Consider the following 18852-nt stretch of genomic DNA (forward strand, 5'->3'; position numbering starts at 1 on the left):
GTTTTTCATTAGATAAAGGGTTATTTTTAAATTTTAGAAATAACCCTTTATCGTTTTATGGATTTTGATTTTCGTTTAATTGTATTTTACACTGCGGCTCAGCACCTTAATTTCACCAAAACGGCCTCGGCCCTTTTCATCTCACAACCAGCTGTAAGCAAAAACATCCAGGAACTAGAGAAGAAACTTGGTGTACCACTCTTCGAAAGAAAGGGCAACAATCTTAATTTAACCGATTCAGGTCAAATTCTCTATAAATATGCCCAACAGATTATCAATCTGTATAACCAGGCGGGCCAGGAAATACAGGAGTTGCAGGAAGGGCGAAAAGGAAATCTGGTCTTAGGAGCCAGCACAACCATTTCCCAATATGTTTTACCTGCTCTGCTTGCCGATTTTCTATCCCAATATCCCAACAACCGTATCCAGTCTTTTCAATCCAATAGCCGCAGTATTGAGGAACAGCTTATCGACAAAACATTGGATTTAGGTATCACGGAGGGATCTACCGACAACCGGGCGCTGAAATACATTCCTTTTATGAAGGATGAGCTAGTTCTGGTCACAAATAGCCAAAACCCACTATTAGCTCAATTAAAAAATCCAATACTATCCGATATCACACGCTTACCTTTGGTACTACGCGAGCAGGGCTCGGGTACACGAACAATTATTGAGAATGCACTAAAAGATAAAAGCATTAATCTATCCGAAGTACAGATAGAAATGATCTTGCCTTCAACAGAGAGTATCAAAGGCTACCTTGCACGTCGCAACAGCTTTGCTTTTTTATCGATTCATACAGTGCAAAAAGAAGTGTTAAATAATCTATTGACCATTGTTGATATCCCACAATTGACAATAGAACGTTATTTCTATTTTACCCATTTATATGGAGGACTTGCCGGTACGCCCAACCAGTTTCTGCAATTCTGTCTGCGGCAAAACTTCAAGTTATAACCAAATGTTATATCTCATAAACAAACTTCGTTTTAATTCCAGATTTGAGGCGGCTAGATTTGTACAAATGAATTAGCGTAATGGAATATAAAAAACTAACAGATTATTTAAAGGCACTCAGCTGGATCATTGTAGCATTGGTTATTACATGTACGACCTTATGTGTATTTCCACTAAAACATGATGAAAACAAAAAGCAAACAGATTCTCTTGAATTGCGCAATGACTCGCTTATTACGCACGTTTCCCAATTTAAGGAAATCTCATTCAAAGATAATCCTGAAGGTAAAATGGCCAGTTATGGTGAAAAGCTAATCAAAAATACATACGATTATTTCTATGATGGGGAGGTCAAAATCGGAAACAAGCTTGCCTGCAGCAGCTGCCATCTCAATGGAGGCACAAAGGCTTTTGCTGCCCCTTATGTCGGGCTCACCAATGTCTTTCCAACCTATATTGGACGAGAAAATAAGGTTGAATCACTTGAAGAGCGTATCAACGGTTGCTTTGAGAGAAGCATGAACGGCCGAGCCATTCCTGAAAATAGCAAGGAAATGAGAGCCATTATCACCTATATCAAAAACATCAGCATAAATACAGTTAATAAAGGTCGGTTGGCAGGCCAAGGATTTATAAAAATGGATATCCCCAACCGTGCCGCGGACTTGAAACATGGTCAATTGGTCTTTGAGAATAAATGTACAAGTTGTCATGGAAAGGATGGTCAGGGGCTACCACAAACAGCGGGAAAAGGATATCAATATCCACCCTTATGGGGAAAAGACAGCTACAATGATGGTGCTGGAATGGCACGATTGCTTACCGCGGCTCGTTTTATCAAAGCTAATATGCCTTTAGGCGCAACTTATGATGCACCTCTGTTGAAAGATGACGAGGCCTATGATGTCGCAGCATATATCAATTCTTTCGATAGACCTCAAAAAACAAACAAGCAATTGGACTATCCCAATCTAAGCAAAAAACCCAAAGATAGCCCCTACCCACCTTATGCCGATAACGTTAGTTTAGAACAACATAAACTCGGACCTTTTAATTTTTAAACATAAATACCCCATTAAATCAATAATAAATATGAAAAAACAATTTACAATCGCTTGCATTTTAGTAGCGATAACGACTATTCAAGCGAAAGCACAGGACAATAAATTGTTGCTCAATAACCATCAATACAGCGGTGCCGTTGCTAAGAAAAAAGCGTATAAAGCCATTTATCAGCTGGACAGCAATGATCCAAAAACAATTGAAAAAGCAATCCGTAATATTAACAATGTCTTGAAAGACCCACGGTTAAAAGGACACTTACAGATTGAATTGGTTGCATTTTCCGGTGGTACCGAAGCTTACCTAAAAAAGAACAGCCAATACGAGAAACCATTGAAAGACCTCGTCGAGAAAGGCGTTATCGTTGCACAGTGCCTGAATACGTTGGAAGAGAAACATATTGCCAAAGATGAACTATTTGATTTTATAGGCTATGTTCCTAGCGGAAATGGTGAATTAATCTTAAGAGCAAATGAAGGTTGGGTTATCGTTAAACCATAAGTATAATGAAAAATTTTCTACCGCTTGGTCTAACAATAGCATTATTGGGAGCCCAGGAAATTAAGGCACAGGAACATCGTTTTGATCCCCCCTGGAATAATCCACCAGAATCGGCTTTAAATTTTACGGTACCCGGGATAGACAATATTCCAGATCTATATGGTGATATCGAGAATCCGCAGCTTACCGTTTTTTTCGCTGGCAATCAATTTATGGTTGTCGATGATCTACTTGCATCATTCAAAAAAGAATATCCACAATACGAACGTATTTTTGTTGAAACCCTGCCGCCGGGCATTTTAGCGAAACAGATTAAAGGCGGATCAATCACGATAGGCAATCTACGCATTACGCATAAGCCCGATATTTATACAGCGAGCAAACGAGCGATCAACGAGATGGCAGATTACTTCAGCCATACACAGGTTTATTGCTACAACAATATCTGTTTGATGATCCCAAAAGGTAATCCCGCTAATATCAGAACATTGAATGATCTGGGGAATGACAAAGTTCGTATCAGCATGCCTAATCCCCAATGGGAAGGAATTGGGGAGCAGATCAAAGCATCTTATAAAAAAGCCGGGGGCGAGCAACTCGTCAAGAAAATCATGGATGATAAGGTCAAAGATGGCAGCACTTATCTGACCAAGATCCATCATAGGGAAAGCCCCATGCGTGTATTGGATGGACAGGCCGATGCGGCTCCCGTTTGGGCTTCCGAAGTCGTTTACCAAAAACTAATTGGCCATCCAGTTGAAGGGATCACCATTCCTGATGCGCAAAATACAACGGCAACTTACGTTGCTGCAAAGCTTAAAAACGCACCCCATACGCAGGCTGCAGATGACTTTTTAAAATTCATGGACTCGCCAACAGCCAAGAATATTTACAAGAAATATGGTTTCACAGTAGACTAAAAAAGAAAATGGATAATTAATTATCCATTTTCTTTCTTTACTTTAGGTCAAAATTAGTTGACTTGTATGATCCTATTGCTCAAAAAACTCCATCGGTATTGGTATTTTATCAGCGTTCTACTTGTTTTTCTTCTGTTTTTCCCTTACATCTATTTTTTAGCACGGCGTCCCGAAAAAAACTATGCTCGAATCGCCCGCATGCGACGCTGGGTTTCGGTTAGTGGTTCGGCCCTAGCTGGTGTATTTTTTAAGGTGAGCTATGAATCAAAAATAGATTGGAACCGTTCCATGGTATTGTGTCCCAATCATACTTCGGTCTTGGATATAACAGCCCTCACCTATTTGTGCCCAGCTCCTTTTTCATTTATCGGAAAAGCTTCATTGCTTAAAAATCCGGTTACACGTATTTTTTTTAAAACAATAGATATCCCGGTCACAAGAAGAAGTAAAGTATCTTCTTTCAAGGCCTTCCAACGTGCCAATGAACTCGTCAGAAATGGCAGAAGTGTGGTCATCTTTCCAGAAGGAAAAATCGACGATAGTTTTCCGCCACAGATTCACGCATTTAAATCCGGAGCCTTTCGAATCGCTATTCAAAATGACGTTCCCGCAGTACCCATTATCATAGAAAATGCCTGGGATATCTTTTTCGATGACGGTTCGAAAAGAGGATCTCGGCCGGGAATAGTTAAAATACATGTATTCAATCCCATAGAGACAAAAGATTTTAACGATGATAATGCATCAGAACTAGAAAAAGTTGTATATGACAAAATGCATTCCTATTGGATTATGAAGAATAAATCGTATTTTCATAACCTAGAGAACCTCCAAAAAATATGTCAGGAAAGATCTTAATCGAAATCAAGGATATTGCCAGAGAATACCAAATTGGTGCGGAAACAATTCATGCCTTAAGCTCTGTTACTCTCAACATCCACAAAGGAGAATTTGTTGCCTTAATGGGACCTTCAGGATCGGGCAAATCCACGTTAATGAATATTCTCGGTTGTTTGGACACGCCTAGCCGAGGAGAATACATCCTCAACGGGATTAATGTCAGTGACATGACGGAAGATGAACTCGCCGAAGTAAGGAACAAAGAAATTGGTTTTGTCTTTCAAACTTTTAACCTACTACCAAAAAATACAGCACTTGAGAACGTTGCTCTGCCCTTAATTTATGCAGGTTATGGTAAGGTTAAACGGGAGGAAAAAGCCACAGCGGCATTGGAAAGTGTTGGCCTAGGGCATCGTATGGATCATAGGCCTAACGAGCTCTCAGGAGGACAACGACAACGTGTTGCTGTTGCTAGGGCATTGATCAACGATCCTTCCATTATACTTGCCGATGAGCCGACAGGAAACCTTGACACCAAAACCTCCATTGAAATTATGGGCCTACTGGAAGAAATTCACTCCAAAGGCAATACCATTATTCTAGTGACACATGAAGAGGATATCGCATTACATGCACATCGCATTGTGCGCATGCGAGATGGCTTGATCGAAAATGATTATCCAAACCCCGACATCAAATCCGTGTCACCAAGACTGAATGCGTTAAACGAAAAGGGAAGTGACTTTGAGAATATCTAAAAATATTATAACTCTAGCAATCAACGACTTACATTAATACGGCAAAAATAACACGTGATTTACTTGCTTAAGTTAAATTAAATGATAGTTTTGCGAAAATAGAGAACTTAAATTGTTTTTATATGTATTGGACATTAGAATTAGCTTCGCATCTAGAAGATGCACCATGGCCAGCAACAAAAGATGAATTAATCGATTACGCTATTCGTTCGGGTGCACCTGTTGAGGTGATTGAAAACTTACAATCTCTTGAGGACGATGGTGAGCCATATGAAAATATCGAAGAAATTTGGCCCGACTATCCAACAAAAGACGATTTCTTCTTCAATGAAGATGAATACTAAAAAATAAAAAACGCCTTTATTCAAAAGGCGTTTTTTATTAAAGGCATCCCCCTCTTTGCGGAAACAACTCAGTACGGTTTATATCCATAAGCTCACGAAGGTTTTTATTCCAGAGTTTTAATCCATTTTGATGAAGACAAGTCTTACAGGTATGAAAATTAAATTAAAGTTAGTGTTGCTCATGTTTATTGGCTGTTTAGTCAGCCAAGGCCTATTTGCTCAGGAACAACAAACTCCCAATGACTATGTTGTTGTTTTAAAAAGATTTGTTCAACGTTTACATGATCCAGATCTAGCTACTGATATAATTCTAAGTCAAGACCTCATAACATCAAAAAAATTGGACGAAGATCTACAGGACTACTTATTGGCTAGCATCGATGAAATCAGGATAAATGTACAGAGCAAGGATATCAACCAACTGGAATATCTTAGCTTTGCTCAAGCTGGAAGAAAAGAAACCAGTGATATCGATCTCGAAGGTATCGATCCACAACAAGTCTACTTTGTCAAATACCTCAAGCGTTTTGTATTTGCGGCAGTCATTCGTGATAAGAAAATTGCATCTTTTACATTAGTCTCCAAAGGCAACAATAAAGCGCATTTTGTATTCTATTAGTTTTCATCGCCCCTATTTTATCAGACGCTTGCTCTTAGAATCCCTAAATATCACGCTTAGTCTTAAATAAATGCACGCTTATCAGGTTTTATTTTACGGTATATTTGTGAGCAATATTAAGCCAATGATGCTTTCTTAAAAATTTTTCAATAAAAACACTTGCATTTTATAATTCTATCAACCATATTTGTATTAATAAAAATAACAATGATAACAACTGTATCAAATAAAGCTTGGTGGTGGCACAACGAATAACGTTGTGGCAAACTCCTATTGCATTATTTGATTAATACGTCAAGATATGATGGGCTTGCCTAAATAAGGTAAGCCCTTTTTTTATTTAAATTACCATGAAAGAAATTTTAGCGCATTTATTTGAATACAAGACATTTTCTCGGCAAGAGGCCTACGAGATTCTAACCAACATTGCCATGGGCAAATATGACAGTCACCAAATTGCGGCATTTATGACGGCTTATGGTATGCGCAGTATTCGCGTTGAAGAGCTTGGCGGGTTTAGAGATGCGATGTATGATTTATGCCTCAAGCTGGATTTTAACGGTTATGATTTAATTGACCTTTGCGGTACAGGTGGGGATGGTAAAAATACCTTCAATATCTCGACAATAGCATCCTTTGTCACCGCTGGAGCTGGTTATCATGTCGCCAAACACGGTAATATCGGGGTATCTTCGAGCTGTGGTTCATCCAATGTCATGGAATATTTAGGCTATCAGTTCAGCAACGACAAGTCGGAACTACAACGCCAGCTTGATGAAGCCAATATCTGTTTCCTACATGCACCATTGTTTCACCCTGCCATGAAAACCGTTGCCCCGATACGTCGTGCATTGGGTGTTAAGACTTTCTTTAACATGCTGGGACCATTGACAAATCCTTCCAATCCCAGATTTCAGTCCGTTGGTGTATTTAGTTTAGAATTAGCGCGACTGTATGGTTATCTATATCAAAACACCAACAAACAATATTCCATTATTCATGCCTTGGACGGTTATGATGAAATATCCATGACCGGTGATTTTAAAGTAATCAACAACCAAGGAGAGAATTACTACAACATGGAAGAACTTGGTTTTACCCCAGTCTCAGCTCAGGAGTTGACGGGAGGTGAAACGATAGCAGATGCGGCCCAGACATTCTTATCTATATTGAACAATCAGGGTACAGATGTGCAGAACAATGTTGTTTTGACCAACGCCGCATTTGCAATTAAGACCTTTAACCCCGAAAAAACTTTTGGCGACTGTTTTTATGAAGCAGAAAGTTCATTGATGGGAGGTAAAGCTTTGCGCAGTTTCCAAAAACTAATCAAAAAATAAAATGGCGATCAAAGTAAAAGTTTGTGGCATGAAATATCCCGACAATATAACGGCTGTAGCCTCCCTGGGCATCGATTATATGGGATTTATATTTTATGATCAATCCAAACGTTATGTTGGTCAAAGCTCCTCCGCATATATTAAGGATCTTGACAGCCTAAGTAAGGTCGGAGTTTTCGTTAATGCCAGCCTTTCAGAAATTCTAGATAAAATAACTGAATTCCAATTAAATGCAATTCAACTGCATGGAAATGAATCTGCAGAATTCTGTCTTGAATTGAAAGAAAAATCAGCAGTTAGCATCGTGAAAGCCTTCGGAGTCGATCAAAACTTTGACTGGATACAGCTGGATCTTTACGCTAAAATTGTAGACTACTTTTTATTTGATACAAAAAGTAGTTCCTATGGTGGTACAGGAGTGCAATTTGACTGGTCCCTATTGGACCAATACAAACTTACCACCCCCTATTTTCTCAGCGGCGGTTTAGATCCCGAAAATATCAAAACAGCGCTAGAAAGAAATGATCCACGGCTATATGCACTGGATTTAAATTCAAAATTTGAAGTAGAACCCGGCTTAAAAGATATTGAGCTATTAAGCCAAAGTATAAATACTATTAGAAAATGAGTATATATCAAGTCAATGAAAAAGGATACTATGGTCCCTTTGGAGGAGCCTATATCCCTGAGATGCTCTATCCAAATGTGAAAGAGCTACGTGAAGAATATCTCAAAATTATCGAAGAAGAGAGCTTTCAGGAGGAATTTAACCAACTGCTCAGTGATTATGTCGGACGTCCTTCTCCATTATATCATGCCAAGCGTCTTTCTGAAAAATATGGAACTACGATTTACTTAAAACGGGAGGACCTTAACCATACCGGAGCGCATAAAATCAACAATACCATTGGCCAAATTCTATTGGCGGAACGCTTGGGTAAAAAGCGCATCATTGCGGAGACAGGCGCAGGACAGCATGGCGTTGCCACAGCTACCGTTTGTGCGCTGAAAGGTATACAATGTGCAGTGTACATGGGAGAAGTTGATATTCAACGTCAAGCTCCAAATGTAGCACGGATGAAAATGATGGGTGCCGAAGTTATTCCTGCGACATCGGGCTCCAAAACGCTAAAGGATGCCACCAATGAAGCTTTGCGAGATTGGATCAACAACCCTGTCGACACCCATTATATCATTGGGTCTGTTGTGGGACCACACCCTTATCCCGATATGGTTGCTCGCTTTCAGTCGATTATTTCTGAAGAAACGAAAAAACAGCTTTTGACAAAAACAGGAAGAGAAAATCCAGATATCGTATTGGCTTGTGTCGGAGGAGGCTCCAATGCGGCAGGTATGTTCTATCATTACTTAGATGAAGAATCGGTTCAATTGTATGCCGTAGAGGCTGCAGGCCACGGTGTTGATTCAGGCGAATCCGCTGCGACAACAGCATTAGGAAAAGAGGGGGTTTTACATGGAAGCCGATCTATACTGATGCAAACAGCGGATGGCCAGGTCATAGAACCTTACTCCATATCAGCAGGACTTGACTACCCCGGTATTGGCCCCCAACATGCTTGGTTATTCAAATCTGGCAGAGGTAACTATGTCAGTGTGACCGACGACGAAGCGATGCAGGCCGGTCTTGAGCTTACGCGACTAGAAGGTATCATACCAGCTATTGAAAGTTCTCACGCACTGGCTTATTTGGAAAAAATACCTTTTAAAGGTGATGAGACTGTCGTTGTCTGTCTTTCTGGACGTGGTGACAAGGATCTAGATAATTATATGAAATACTTTGATTTTTAAGGCATGAATACAATTGAAAAAAAAGAAGGTACTCCCCTTTTATCGATATATTTTACCGCTGGATATCCAACATTGGACAGCACAATAAGTATTGCAAAGAAATTGGAAGAAGCTGGCGCGGATTTTTTGGAAATCGGGTTTCCTTATTCCGACCCAGTGGCGGATGGACCTGTCATTCAGCACAGTTCAGAAGTTTCTTTGGCGAATGGCATGACCGTAGAAAAACTGTTTGATCAATTGATTGACCTCCGCAAACATGTCAGCATCCCCGTATTTTTGATGGGCTACTTTAATCCAGTGCTCCAATTTGGTGTTGAAAGATTCTGTGAAGCATGTAAGAATGTAGGCGTGAACGGTGTCATTATACCTGACCTACCCATGGATGAATACGAAGAACTTTACAAAGAGACGTTCGAGAAAAATGGGATTGCAAATATATTCATTGTAACACCACAGACTTCTGAAGAACGAATCAGAAAAATAGACAGCCTTTCAAGAAGCTTTATTTATTTACTTTCTTCCAATGCAACGACGGGTAAAACGCTTGATGTTGGAGACAATACAGCAGCTTACTTCAAGCGGATACATGATCTTCAATTAAAAAACCCATTGATCGTTGGTTTCGGTATCTCCGATAAACCTACCTTTCAAAAAGCAAGTAAGCATACGGCCGGTGCCATTATCGGTACAGCATTTGTCAAACGGCTAAAAGAACCGGATTATCTTGCACAGATTCCAGCATTTATTGCGTCTATCAAAGCTTAATATGTAGGCTAGAAATTAGCAAAGCGTTAATTTTTTAATAAGAGTTCGGTCTAAAGTCTTTTTTCTTGGATCGAACTCTTATTTTTAAGACAGTTTTCGAAAATATGATTTTTCGAAGAGACTTTGTTGCCTTGATCAACCAAGCAATAGGCAGCCAATCAAATCAATACTGATATAACCATGGATACGCGAAGAGATTTTTTAAAGAAAGCAGCTATGCTTGCTGGGGGAGCTTCTATCTCCCATGTTATTCCATCCGCCATTGCGAAAGCGATGGCTATTAATCCAGCATTGGGCAGCACGTTTTATGATGCCGAACACGTTGTTTTATTAATGCAGGAAAACCGTTCATTTGATCATGCCTTTGGAACATTACGTGGTGTAAGAGGCTTCAATGATCCTAGAGCTATCCGTCAACCCAATCGGAATAAAGTCTGGTTTCAGACGCAAAAATCCGGCGAAACATTTGCTCCCTTCCGATTGGATATCAAAGATTCGAAAGTCACCTGGATGGGTTGTCTTCCCCACAACTGGACCGATCAAACAGATGCACGCAATAAAGGCAAGATGAACAAATGGCTGGATGTAAAACACTCCGGATTTAAAGAATTTTCGAATCTACCGTTGACCATGGGGCATTATAGCCGCGAAGATATTCCATTTTACTATTCTCTCGCGGACTCTTTCACAATCTGTGACCAACACTTTTGTTCGAGCATCACCGGCACGAATCCGAATAGGCTTTATTTCTGGACCGCCAATATACGGGAAAATCTTACAGGAAAGGCCTTAGTTTGGAATGGTGACTCCGAGTTTAGCGGGAAAGCAACATGGACGACTTTCCCCGAACGCCTTTCGGAATTAGGCGTAGACTGGAAAATCTATCAAAATGAAATTTCTTCAAGCAGCGCTGGCTATAGTGGTGAAGCAAACAGCTGGCTCGCCAATTTTGGTTGTAATCCGATGGAATACTTCCCCCAATATCAAGTCAAATACCATCCACGCTATCGTCAGCTCCTGACATTAAAAAAAGAGGATCTCGAACGTAAAATTAGCGAAACAACAACTGGCGAAGCACTTGAAAATTTAAAGAAAAATCTCAAACATACGCTAGAAGAATTACAGCTATATACTGCCGAGAACTTTGAAAAGCTCGATGAGCGGACAAAAGATATTCATCGCCGTGCTTTTGTTAACAACAGTGCACAGCCTGATTATATGGAATTGGAAACAATGCATTATCAAGAAGGGGGGCAACAGCGCGAGTTACAGATCCCTAAAGGAGATGTCCTGTATCAATTCCGAAAAGATGTCGCGGAAGGTAAACTTCCAACCGTATCATGGCTGGCTCCACCGCAGCTTTTTTCTGACCATCCCGATTCTCCTTGGTTTGGCGCATGGTATGTTAGCGAAATCATAGACATTCTTACCCAAAATCCAGAAGTTTGGAAAAAAACAATTTTTATACTTACCTATGATGAGAATGATGGGTATTTTGATCACTTTGCACCCTTTACGGCGCCGAATCCTGATGATACAGAAAGCGGAAAAGTATCAGCGGGAATCAACCCTGGATTAGAATTTGTCCGCCGCGATGAGCAATATTATCCTGAAAGCGGAAGAGAAGGCAATATCGGTCTTGGCTATCGTGTACCGATGATCATTGCCTCTCCATGGACCAGAGGGGGTTGGGTCAATTCGCAAGTATTTGACCATACCTCCAGTTTACAATTCCTGGAGAAGTTTATTAATCACAAAACCAATAAAAATATAAAAGAAACCAACATCAGCAGTTGGCGACGTACCGTATGTGGTGACTTAACTTCGGCATTTAGGCCCTATCATGGCGAAACCATAAACAAACCTATGGTACTAGAACGGGAACCTTTTATCCAAGAGATTCACCAAGCCAAGTTCAAAGGCCTTCCCATGGGCTTCAAAGCGCTCAGCGAAATGGAGATCAAACAAATAGAGAAAGACCCCAGCAGTTCACCCTATTTCCCAAAACAAGAAAAAGGGCTCCGGGATTCCTGTATCCTTCCCTATGAACTTTATGTGCATGGCGAATACCAATCCAAAGGGGATTACTTGGTCACATTTGAAGCTTCAAATAAAATTTTTGGCAAACACGCTGCGGGCTCACCTTTTACAGTCTACCATGCTGCTAGCTACAAAGGAGAAGTTGGAACCTCAAGAAATTATGCTATTTCTCCCGGAGATCGTGTAACGGACCAATGGTCGCTAGACGCCTTCGATAAAAAAATGTACCACCTCGAGATCTATGGCCCAAATGGATTTTATCGAGCATTTAAAGGTGACACAAACAACCCTGAGTTAAAGGTCCGCTGTACCTATGAAAAAAGTAAAAATGAATCCGCGTTTACCGGGCGTTTGTCTTTTTCATGTACAAACAATGGGAAAACAACCCAGCAACTTGTTTTTGAGGACGCCAGCTATGGAAAAGAAAAAAAGAATCTGCAACTTAAGGGGGGACAATCCATTAAGATACATTTTGATTTGGCTAAGCAAAATTTTTGGTATGATTTCCGCCTCACCTGCGCTGGTTTCTCAAACTTCGAGGAACAATATGCGGGGCGTATAGAGATTGGAAATGCAGGAAAAAGTGATCCCTTATTAAGCCGATAAACAAAGTAAATGGGAGTGTCTAAATAAATACTCCCATTCTTATCATGTCTTACCTGAATAGTTAAAATTCAATGAATAATCCTTACATGCTGCTATCTTAGAAGAAACAGCACATATTCAAGCTACTAACAGTATCCGAGAATAAGGTCTAATATATTGTTTTATTCCTGTATACGACGAGCGAGATGGTAGAATCCTTTGTACAATAAAACTGCCCCGACAATCAAAAGGATAGCTAATAAATAGGAGCTGACGGGATTAATAAATAATAAATACATAACTCTGGTAATTTTTGGTTTTTCATTTGTTACTACAAGTTATAACATTTATCCAAAATATTACAAAAAAAAATTACATATTTTCTCTATTTTTGCTTCAATGAAGAAAATCGCACTATTTATCGGCTTATTTTTCTATTTGCTCGCTGCAAGTGGTGCCTCACTGCATCTTCATTTTTGCCAAGGAGAAACAAAAAGTGTATCGTTATCGGAAAGCCATAATATGGCCTGCCCTCTTTGTGCCAAGTCTGCAAAAAAACAGCAGAACCACTGTCATGAAACAGGAAGCTGTAAAGATGTTAAGATCGAAGCACAAAAAGTCGATCACTTCAGCCGAGTAACACAAAATCTTGATTTTAACACTTTTTCTCCCGCAATAATTACGCGTCATTGGATACTTAATTATTATCATTTCTCTGAGGAGGAAGACGATTTTTCTAAACTAAAGTATACCGTTTTTGCGAGCGATAATAGACAGAACCCACCTGTTTTTATTCTCAATCAAAATTTTAGGATTTAATATCACCTCTTTTCACCGAACACAGTTCAATTTCTTGAATTGACCGAAGTCCAGTATAATTTTTATATTTCGTAAGAATGGCAGACTGTCATTCCCAACATTGATCTTTCCGTCGCTTGTCACGGAACTAAAAACAGTGGATTTTAAATCATTCAGCAAAAATAGTAGTAGAACTGAAAAAATAGATCCGTTACCCATAAATGCGGTCGCGCGATATCATGAAAGTAAAAATTAAATGCTAGTTGAAGCGAATACTCTTAATTAAAACGATGAATCAAATTTTCAAAAAAATATATACGACAACCATTCTATCCTTATTTTTTCTGGCATTTGTACAGGCACAGACCGACAGTACGAGGACGCTTACAGTGGCCGGAAATTGTGCCATGTGTAAAAAACGTATTGAAACTGCCGCGAAAATGAATGGTGTAGAAATGGCTGTTTGGAATGCCAGCGACAACCTGTTACAGATCAAATATAATCCTCAGAAAGTACAACTGGAGTCTATTAAGAAAAACATTGCGCATGTTGGTCACGATGTAGACAACCTGGTTGCCGATGAAGAATCCTATGCTAAACTTCACGAATGTTGTATGTATCCACGCTTGGAAAATGGCAAAATCCCCGAAAAGAAAATTGTAACAACCGATAGCCATGACCATCCACATACTGTTACCGGTGTTGTCGTTGAAGAAAACGAAAAGGGGGATCTTAAGCCCATTATTGGCGCCAATCTACACTGGGCCAACCTTCCAACCAAAAACACAAGAACAAACGAAAATGGTGTTTTTAAATTGGACCATAAAGAAGGATTCAACAAATTGGTTGTAAGTTACGTTGGGATGAAACCTGACACCATCACCGTCAAAGATCTCCATGAAGTCATCATGATTACAGCAAAGGGAAATGTGTTGATGGAAGTCGAGGTTAAAGGAACACGACGCTCAAATTACATCGACCGTATGACACCTGCACGACTGGAAGTTCTTACAGGAAAAGAGTTATTCAAAGCCGCTTGCTGTGATTTAAGCGAGAGCTTTGAAACCAATGCCTCCGTCGATGTCGTCAGTGCTGATGCGGTAACAGGCAGCAAACAGATTCAAATGCTGGGCCTTAGTGGTATTTATACCCAATTAACCGTTGAAAATTTACCCGGACCTCGTGGGCTCGCTTCTCCTTTAGGTTTAAATTCTATTGCAGGAACATGGATTGAATCAATTCAAATCGCGAAAGGTATCGGTTCCGTAGCCAACGGTTTCGAAAACATGGCCGGACAGATCAACGTCGAATTGAAAAAACCGCAAAATTCAGAAAGATTGTTTTTTAATGCCTATGCTAACAACATGGGACGCACAGATGTCAACTTAAATCTTTCACAAAAAATTGGTCAGCATTGGTCCACCGCAGTTCTGTTGCACGACAATTTCATGTACAATAAATCCATGAACTTTAGTCACAACGGATTTAGAGATGTACCTGTTGGCAATCTATTCTCTGGTGTCAACCGTTGGTTTTATGAAAACGGAAAAGGACTTATGGTACAATTTGGGGTAAAATATCTCAATGACGACCGTACAGGTGGGCAGATTGATTTTAACGAAAAAACAGATAAGGGTACAACGAATCGCTATGGTTTAGGGTTTGATATTGAACGTGTAGAAGGTTTCGCTAAAATTGGTTACGTGTTCCCCGAAAATAAGCACCGCAGCATAGGTCTCCAGCTTGCAGGATCAAATTACAATCAAAAAAGCTATTTTGGGCTCAATAACTACAATTCGGACCAACAAAATGGATATGCTAACCTCTTATTTCAAGATATTATCGGTACAGTCGCTCACAAGTATCGCGTTGGTGCCTCCATTAATTATGACAATTACAATGAGTGGTATTTAAAAGATCAAAACTTCAAAAGGAAAGAAGTGGTTTCGGGAGCATTTGCAGAATATACCTATAGTCCATCAGAAAAATTTGATGCCATTATCGGTCTCCGCCAAGACTATAATTCCCTATATGGTTGGTTTACAACGCCACGCATCCATTTACGTTATGCACCGATTGCGGGAACAACGGTTCGAGCTAGCTCAGGAAGAGGCCAACGTACAGCAAATATATTTGCAGAGAATACGGCCGTCTTGGCAAGTAGTAGAAAATTGGTTATTCAATCGCCTAATATATACGATAAAGCTTATGGCCTACAACCTGAAGTCTCCTGGAATAGCGGAATAGCGATAGACCAAAGTATGCGAATCTTTGGACGTGAGGCTTCGGCATCCGTTGAATTTTTCCATAACAGCTTCTCTAATCAGGTCGTGGTCGATTACGAAAACCCCCGAGAGATCAATTTTTACAATTTGAATGGGAAGTCTTTCTCCAATAGCTTACAAACAGAATTTCGCTTTATGCCAGCACCACATTTTGAAACGAGATTGGCCTATCGCTTACTTGATGTCCAAACTGATTTTGAAAGTGGCAGAAAGACCAAACCGCTATTGGCCAAACACCGTGGCTTTGTCAACCTAGCATATAATCACCATTCTGGCTGGAGTGTAGACTATACGCTGAATGTAGTTGGACAAAAACGCATTCCATCAACAGCAGAGAACCCCGTTGAATATCAAATGCCTACAGCATCAAAAGCTTATGCGACCATGAATGCGCAGATTAGCAAAACTTTTGGGAAAGACAAAAACTTCACTGTATATGTGGGCGGAGAAAATCTGTCTAATTATTTCCAAAATATGCCAATACTTGCAGCGGATCAACCCTTTGGAAACTATTTTGACACTTCGATGCTTTGGGGACCATTAACAGGACGCATGTTCTACACTGGGGTTCGTTATTTCATCAAATAACAGCTCAACTAAAAAATCAAGGGATAAAAAAAAAGCGGCAAAAGCCGCTTTTTTTTACATTAACTTTTTCAATTCTTGATAAAGCTTTGCCGTTGGTAATCCGACCACATTATTATATTCTCCCTCAATTTTTTTTACGGCGATTAAGCCGATCCATTCCTGTATTCCATAAGAACCGGCTTTATCTAATGGTGAAAATTTAGTAACATAATGATCGATTTCATCCGCATCTAATTCGTAAAAATAAACAGTTGTCGTTTCGACGAAAGTACTAATCTTACCCTCCCATAAGATCGCTACGGCAGTCAATACCAAATGTTTCTTACCAGCCAAGTTTGTTAAAGTTGTCCTGGCTTCCTGTTCATCTTTGGGCTTACCTAAAATTTCGCCTTTGTCCGAAACGACAATAGTATCGGCACAGATAACCAAACAATCGTCTTTATCTCTAAATGCCTCCGCTTTACGAATAGCGATTTGGCGAACCACCTCTGCAGCCGATAAATTCGGATCCACGTATTCATCCGTCTCCCGAACGTCGACTTCAAATGTCAGCCCAAGCCCTGCTAACAGCTGTTTTCTCCGTGGAGATTGAGACCCTAATATAATTGTTCTATTTTTTAGATTTTTCAACATCCTTATATACTTTTCACTGTTTCATCCTCATACCAATTGCCTTGTACTTTCATGACCTTTTCAATCAATTCACGCACAACTCCCTTTCCACCACAAAAACCAGACACATAATGCGAAATTTTCTTGATCTCTTCTACTGCATCTGCCGGAGAAACCGCTACGCCAACAGACTTCATGCAGCTAAAATCAGGGATATCGTCACCGATGTACATCAACTGATTTAATTCAAGCTTATAATCATAAGCAAGTTCTTTCATTTTAGAAAGCTTGTCAGTAACTTTTGAATACACTTCTTTGATTCCCAAACCTTTCATCCGCTGCTCGACCCCCTTCGAACCTCCACCTGTGATGATAAAAATAGGATAGCCTTTCTTGATCGCCAACTGCATCGCATAGCCATCTTTTATATTAAATGTACGTAATTGATGCCCTTCTTCATTAACTTGTACAGTACCATCAGTCAATACACCATCTACATCCAATACAAATGCTCTTATCGCTTTAAATTCGGTCAATACCATAAAAATATATTTTTGTAAATGTAAGGCATTTCGAGTAATTATTCGCGCAGCGATACCGATCTAATTGACGAGGCTGTCAGATAATTATTCAGATAAGCCAAAATATCATTTGTGTGTCACAACATAGTTGTATTAGCAACTTATTCGAAAAAATATTTGGATACTACTGTATATTTACCGTATCTTTGTTGAAGATAATTAAAGGTTATCTCACTATGAAACACTAACAATATGCAGTCAGAGAAGTTATTTGCTCGAAACGTGCATAAGATTTAAAAAACAATCATTTTTAGTTTTCATGGAATAACACGGCAACTAATTTAGTTTAGAAGCCCTTAAAGAGTCTTTTCATAATTTAGGTTTATAATTGGTTAGTAACGAACCCTGGTGCCCATCATCAGGGTTTTGTTTTTATAAGCATTTTTTCTTCTTCTATTTAATAGACCTGACTGAACCATCTCCCTACCAATACGTAGCTAATAACAATATTCGATCAATTTTTAGACAGTGATTAGTCACTGGTTATTCAGTCTATACTGAGTGATCACTGAACAAGCACTGAACAATCACTGAACGAGCACTGAACAAGTACTGTTAAAAGACCCAATTTGATCATTACTTGATCCCAATTTATCCAGACTAAGAAATAAAGGACACACATGCCATAAGCTGCACTTACATTAACAAAAACTCGCTATTACACGCTAATCGATTATTTTGGGATACCTCCTGACTGTTTATAGGTTTGTTTCTATGCTGACTTTTGATTATTTTAGGAATAGCAAGTTTTTTTGTTATTTTACATATATCTTTTTCCCCAGGTACCATCGAAATACAATACCTACAGAAAAGTAAACGATAAACTCATTCTAACATGGATCGAAAAAATTATAGAAAGCAAATTACCATAGGAGTGATAATTTCTTTTTCGCTTATCTTCCTTTCGGCCCTATATTTTTTCATATCGCTGCATCATAACTTAAATAACGAGCGAAGTATTGTTCGTGTTGCCGAAAATAGATTCAATATCATTAATGAAATTAAATCAAGTGTCGACGAGGTAAATGATATCAAACTGGATTACCTGAATAAGAAAGACGCTTCTCTATTTATTCCTTATAAAATGGAATTAAAAAAAATGGACGAACTGTTGCGATCTTTAAGTCTGAAAGATGATTTCTATCATGTTCAACCAAACAGCACCGAAAACATCCGCAAAGATATTGTTGCATTTTATAACTTTGAGCAGGATATCGATCACACAAAGGAAACTCAATCCATATCCCATAATATTCATGAACGAAAAGCTTCGATATTAAATCAGATCGATCTCATGTCGAGAGACTTATTGGATCAACGGGCAAGACTCTTAGAAAAATCTAGAAATGAACTGCAACTGCCCAGTACATTACTTACCTTTTCATCGCTATTGGCTTAAGTGGGTTCTTCTATATTCTCGCTAAAATTTCCTCGATCTCTAGATT

Annotated in this window: 18 protein-coding genes; 16 read left to right on the plus strand and 2 right to left on the minus strand. The window is 39.4% G+C overall.

Annotation, left to right across the window (positions count from 1 at the left end; translation table 11 throughout):
• Positions 1-57 precede the first annotated feature (57 nt).
• The 15 genes from OK025_RS03620 to OK025_RS03690 all read left to right on the plus strand — a co-directional run bounded on the left by OK025_RS03620 (position 58) and on the right by OK025_RS03690 (position 16214).
• Complete coding sequence (locus OK025_RS03620) at positions 58-960, plus strand: LysR family transcriptional regulator (protein WP_075991106.1); 903 nt, start codon at positions 58-60, stop codon at positions 958-960.
• An 80-nt stretch (positions 961-1040) separates the two neighbouring features.
• Complete coding sequence (locus tag OK025_RS03625) at positions 1041-2021, plus strand: c-type cytochrome (RefSeq protein WP_317668365.1); 981 nt, start codon at positions 1041-1043, stop codon at positions 2019-2021.
• Between the two features lie 31 nt (positions 2022-2052).
• Positions 2053-2523 carry a DsrE family protein gene (locus tag OK025_RS03630; RefSeq protein WP_317668366.1) on the plus strand — a complete coding sequence of 157 codons (471 nt, stop codon included), beginning with the start codon at positions 2053-2055 and terminating at the stop codon, positions 2521-2523.
• A gap of 5 nt (positions 2524-2528) precedes the next feature.
• Complete coding sequence (locus tag OK025_RS03635) at positions 2529-3443, plus strand: substrate-binding domain-containing protein (RefSeq protein ID WP_317668367.1); 915 nt, start codon at positions 2529-2531, stop codon at positions 3441-3443.
• A 66-nt stretch (positions 3444-3509) separates the two neighbouring features.
• On the plus strand, positions 3510-4301 hold the full coding sequence (locus OK025_RS03640) for a lysophospholipid acyltransferase family protein (protein ID WP_317668368.1): 792 nt from the start codon (positions 3510-3512) through the stop codon (positions 4299-4301).
• Positions 4283-5041, plus strand: coding sequence for an ABC transporter ATP-binding protein (locus OK025_RS03645; RefSeq protein ID WP_286896789.1), 759 nt, complete (start codon positions 4283-4285; stop codon positions 5039-5041). The genes OK025_RS03640 and OK025_RS03645 overlap by 19 nt, the downstream gene beginning before the upstream one ends.
• A gap of 122 nt (positions 5042-5163) precedes the next feature.
• Positions 5164-5385: a DUF2795 domain-containing protein gene (locus OK025_RS03650; protein WP_028072584.1), complete on the plus strand. Its 222-nt coding sequence runs from the start codon at positions 5164-5166 to the stop codon at positions 5383-5385.
• A gap of 151 nt (positions 5386-5536) precedes the next feature.
• On the plus strand, positions 5537-6004 hold the full coding sequence (locus OK025_RS03655) for a hypothetical protein (protein ID WP_317668369.1): 468 nt from the start codon (positions 5537-5539) through the stop codon (positions 6002-6004).
• Positions 6005-6354: 350 nt separating this feature from the next.
• Positions 6355-7344 (plus strand): anthranilate phosphoribosyltransferase, encoded by a 990-nt coding sequence (gene trpD, locus OK025_RS03660; protein WP_286896792.1) that lies wholly within the window; start codon positions 6355-6357, stop codon positions 7342-7344.
• Between the two features lies 1 nt (position 7345).
• Complete coding sequence (locus OK025_RS03665; RefSeq protein ID WP_317668370.1) at positions 7346-7972, plus strand: phosphoribosylanthranilate isomerase; 627 nt, start codon at positions 7346-7348, stop codon at positions 7970-7972.
• Positions 7969-9153 (plus strand): tryptophan synthase subunit beta, encoded by a 1185-nt coding sequence (gene trpB / locus OK025_RS03670; RefSeq protein WP_317668371.1) that lies wholly within the window; start codon positions 7969-7971, stop codon positions 9151-9153. Before OK025_RS03665 ends, trpB begins: the two co-directional genes overlap by 4 nt.
• Before the next feature lie 3 nt (positions 9154-9156).
• Positions 9157-9918 carry a tryptophan synthase subunit alpha gene (gene trpA, locus OK025_RS03675; RefSeq protein ID WP_286896795.1) on the plus strand — a complete coding sequence of 254 codons (762 nt, stop codon included), beginning with the start codon at positions 9157-9159 and terminating at the stop codon, positions 9916-9918.
• A 180-nt stretch (positions 9919-10098) separates the two neighbouring features.
• Positions 10099-12564, plus strand: coding sequence for a phosphocholine-specific phospholipase C (locus OK025_RS03680; protein WP_317668372.1), 2466 nt, complete (start codon positions 10099-10101; stop codon positions 12562-12564).
• A gap of 378 nt (positions 12565-12942) precedes the next feature.
• Positions 12943-13362 (plus strand): HYC_CC_PP family protein, encoded by a 420-nt coding sequence (locus OK025_RS03685; RefSeq protein ID WP_286896798.1) that lies wholly within the window; start codon positions 12943-12945, stop codon positions 13360-13362.
• Between the two features lie 269 nt (positions 13363-13631).
• The gene (locus OK025_RS03690) at positions 13632-16214 is read left to right on the plus strand and encodes a TonB-dependent receptor domain-containing protein (protein ID WP_317668373.1); all 2583 of its coding nucleotides are present in this window, start codon (positions 13632-13634) and stop codon (positions 16212-16214) included.
• A gap of 54 nt (positions 16215-16268) precedes the next feature.
• Here OK025_RS03690 and OK025_RS03695 read toward each other — a convergent pair whose 3' ends face one another.
• Together OK025_RS03695 and OK025_RS03700 are read right to left on the minus strand one after the other, a co-directional pair.
• A complete protein-coding gene (locus OK025_RS03695; RefSeq protein WP_317668374.1) occupies positions 16269-16847 on the minus strand; it encodes a Maf family protein in 579 nt (192 codons plus the stop codon).
• 2 nt (positions 16848-16849) lie between these two features.
• Positions 16850-17368, minus strand: a complete 519-nt coding sequence (locus OK025_RS03700; protein ID WP_286896804.1) for a KdsC family phosphatase — start codon at positions 17366-17368, stop codon at positions 16850-16852.
• Between the two features lie 874 nt (positions 17369-18242).
• Between OK025_RS03700 and OK025_RS03705 the strand changes: the two genes are divergently transcribed.
• Positions 18243-18806, plus strand: coding sequence for a hypothetical protein (locus OK025_RS03705; protein WP_317668375.1), 564 nt, complete (start codon positions 18243-18245; stop codon positions 18804-18806).
• Positions 18807-18852 lie beyond the last annotated feature (46 nt).

It is taken from the genome of Sphingobacterium sp. UGAL515B_05 (genome assembly GCF_033097525.1).
Classification (GTDB): domain Bacteria; phylum Bacteroidota; class Bacteroidia; order Sphingobacteriales; family Sphingobacteriaceae; genus Sphingobacterium.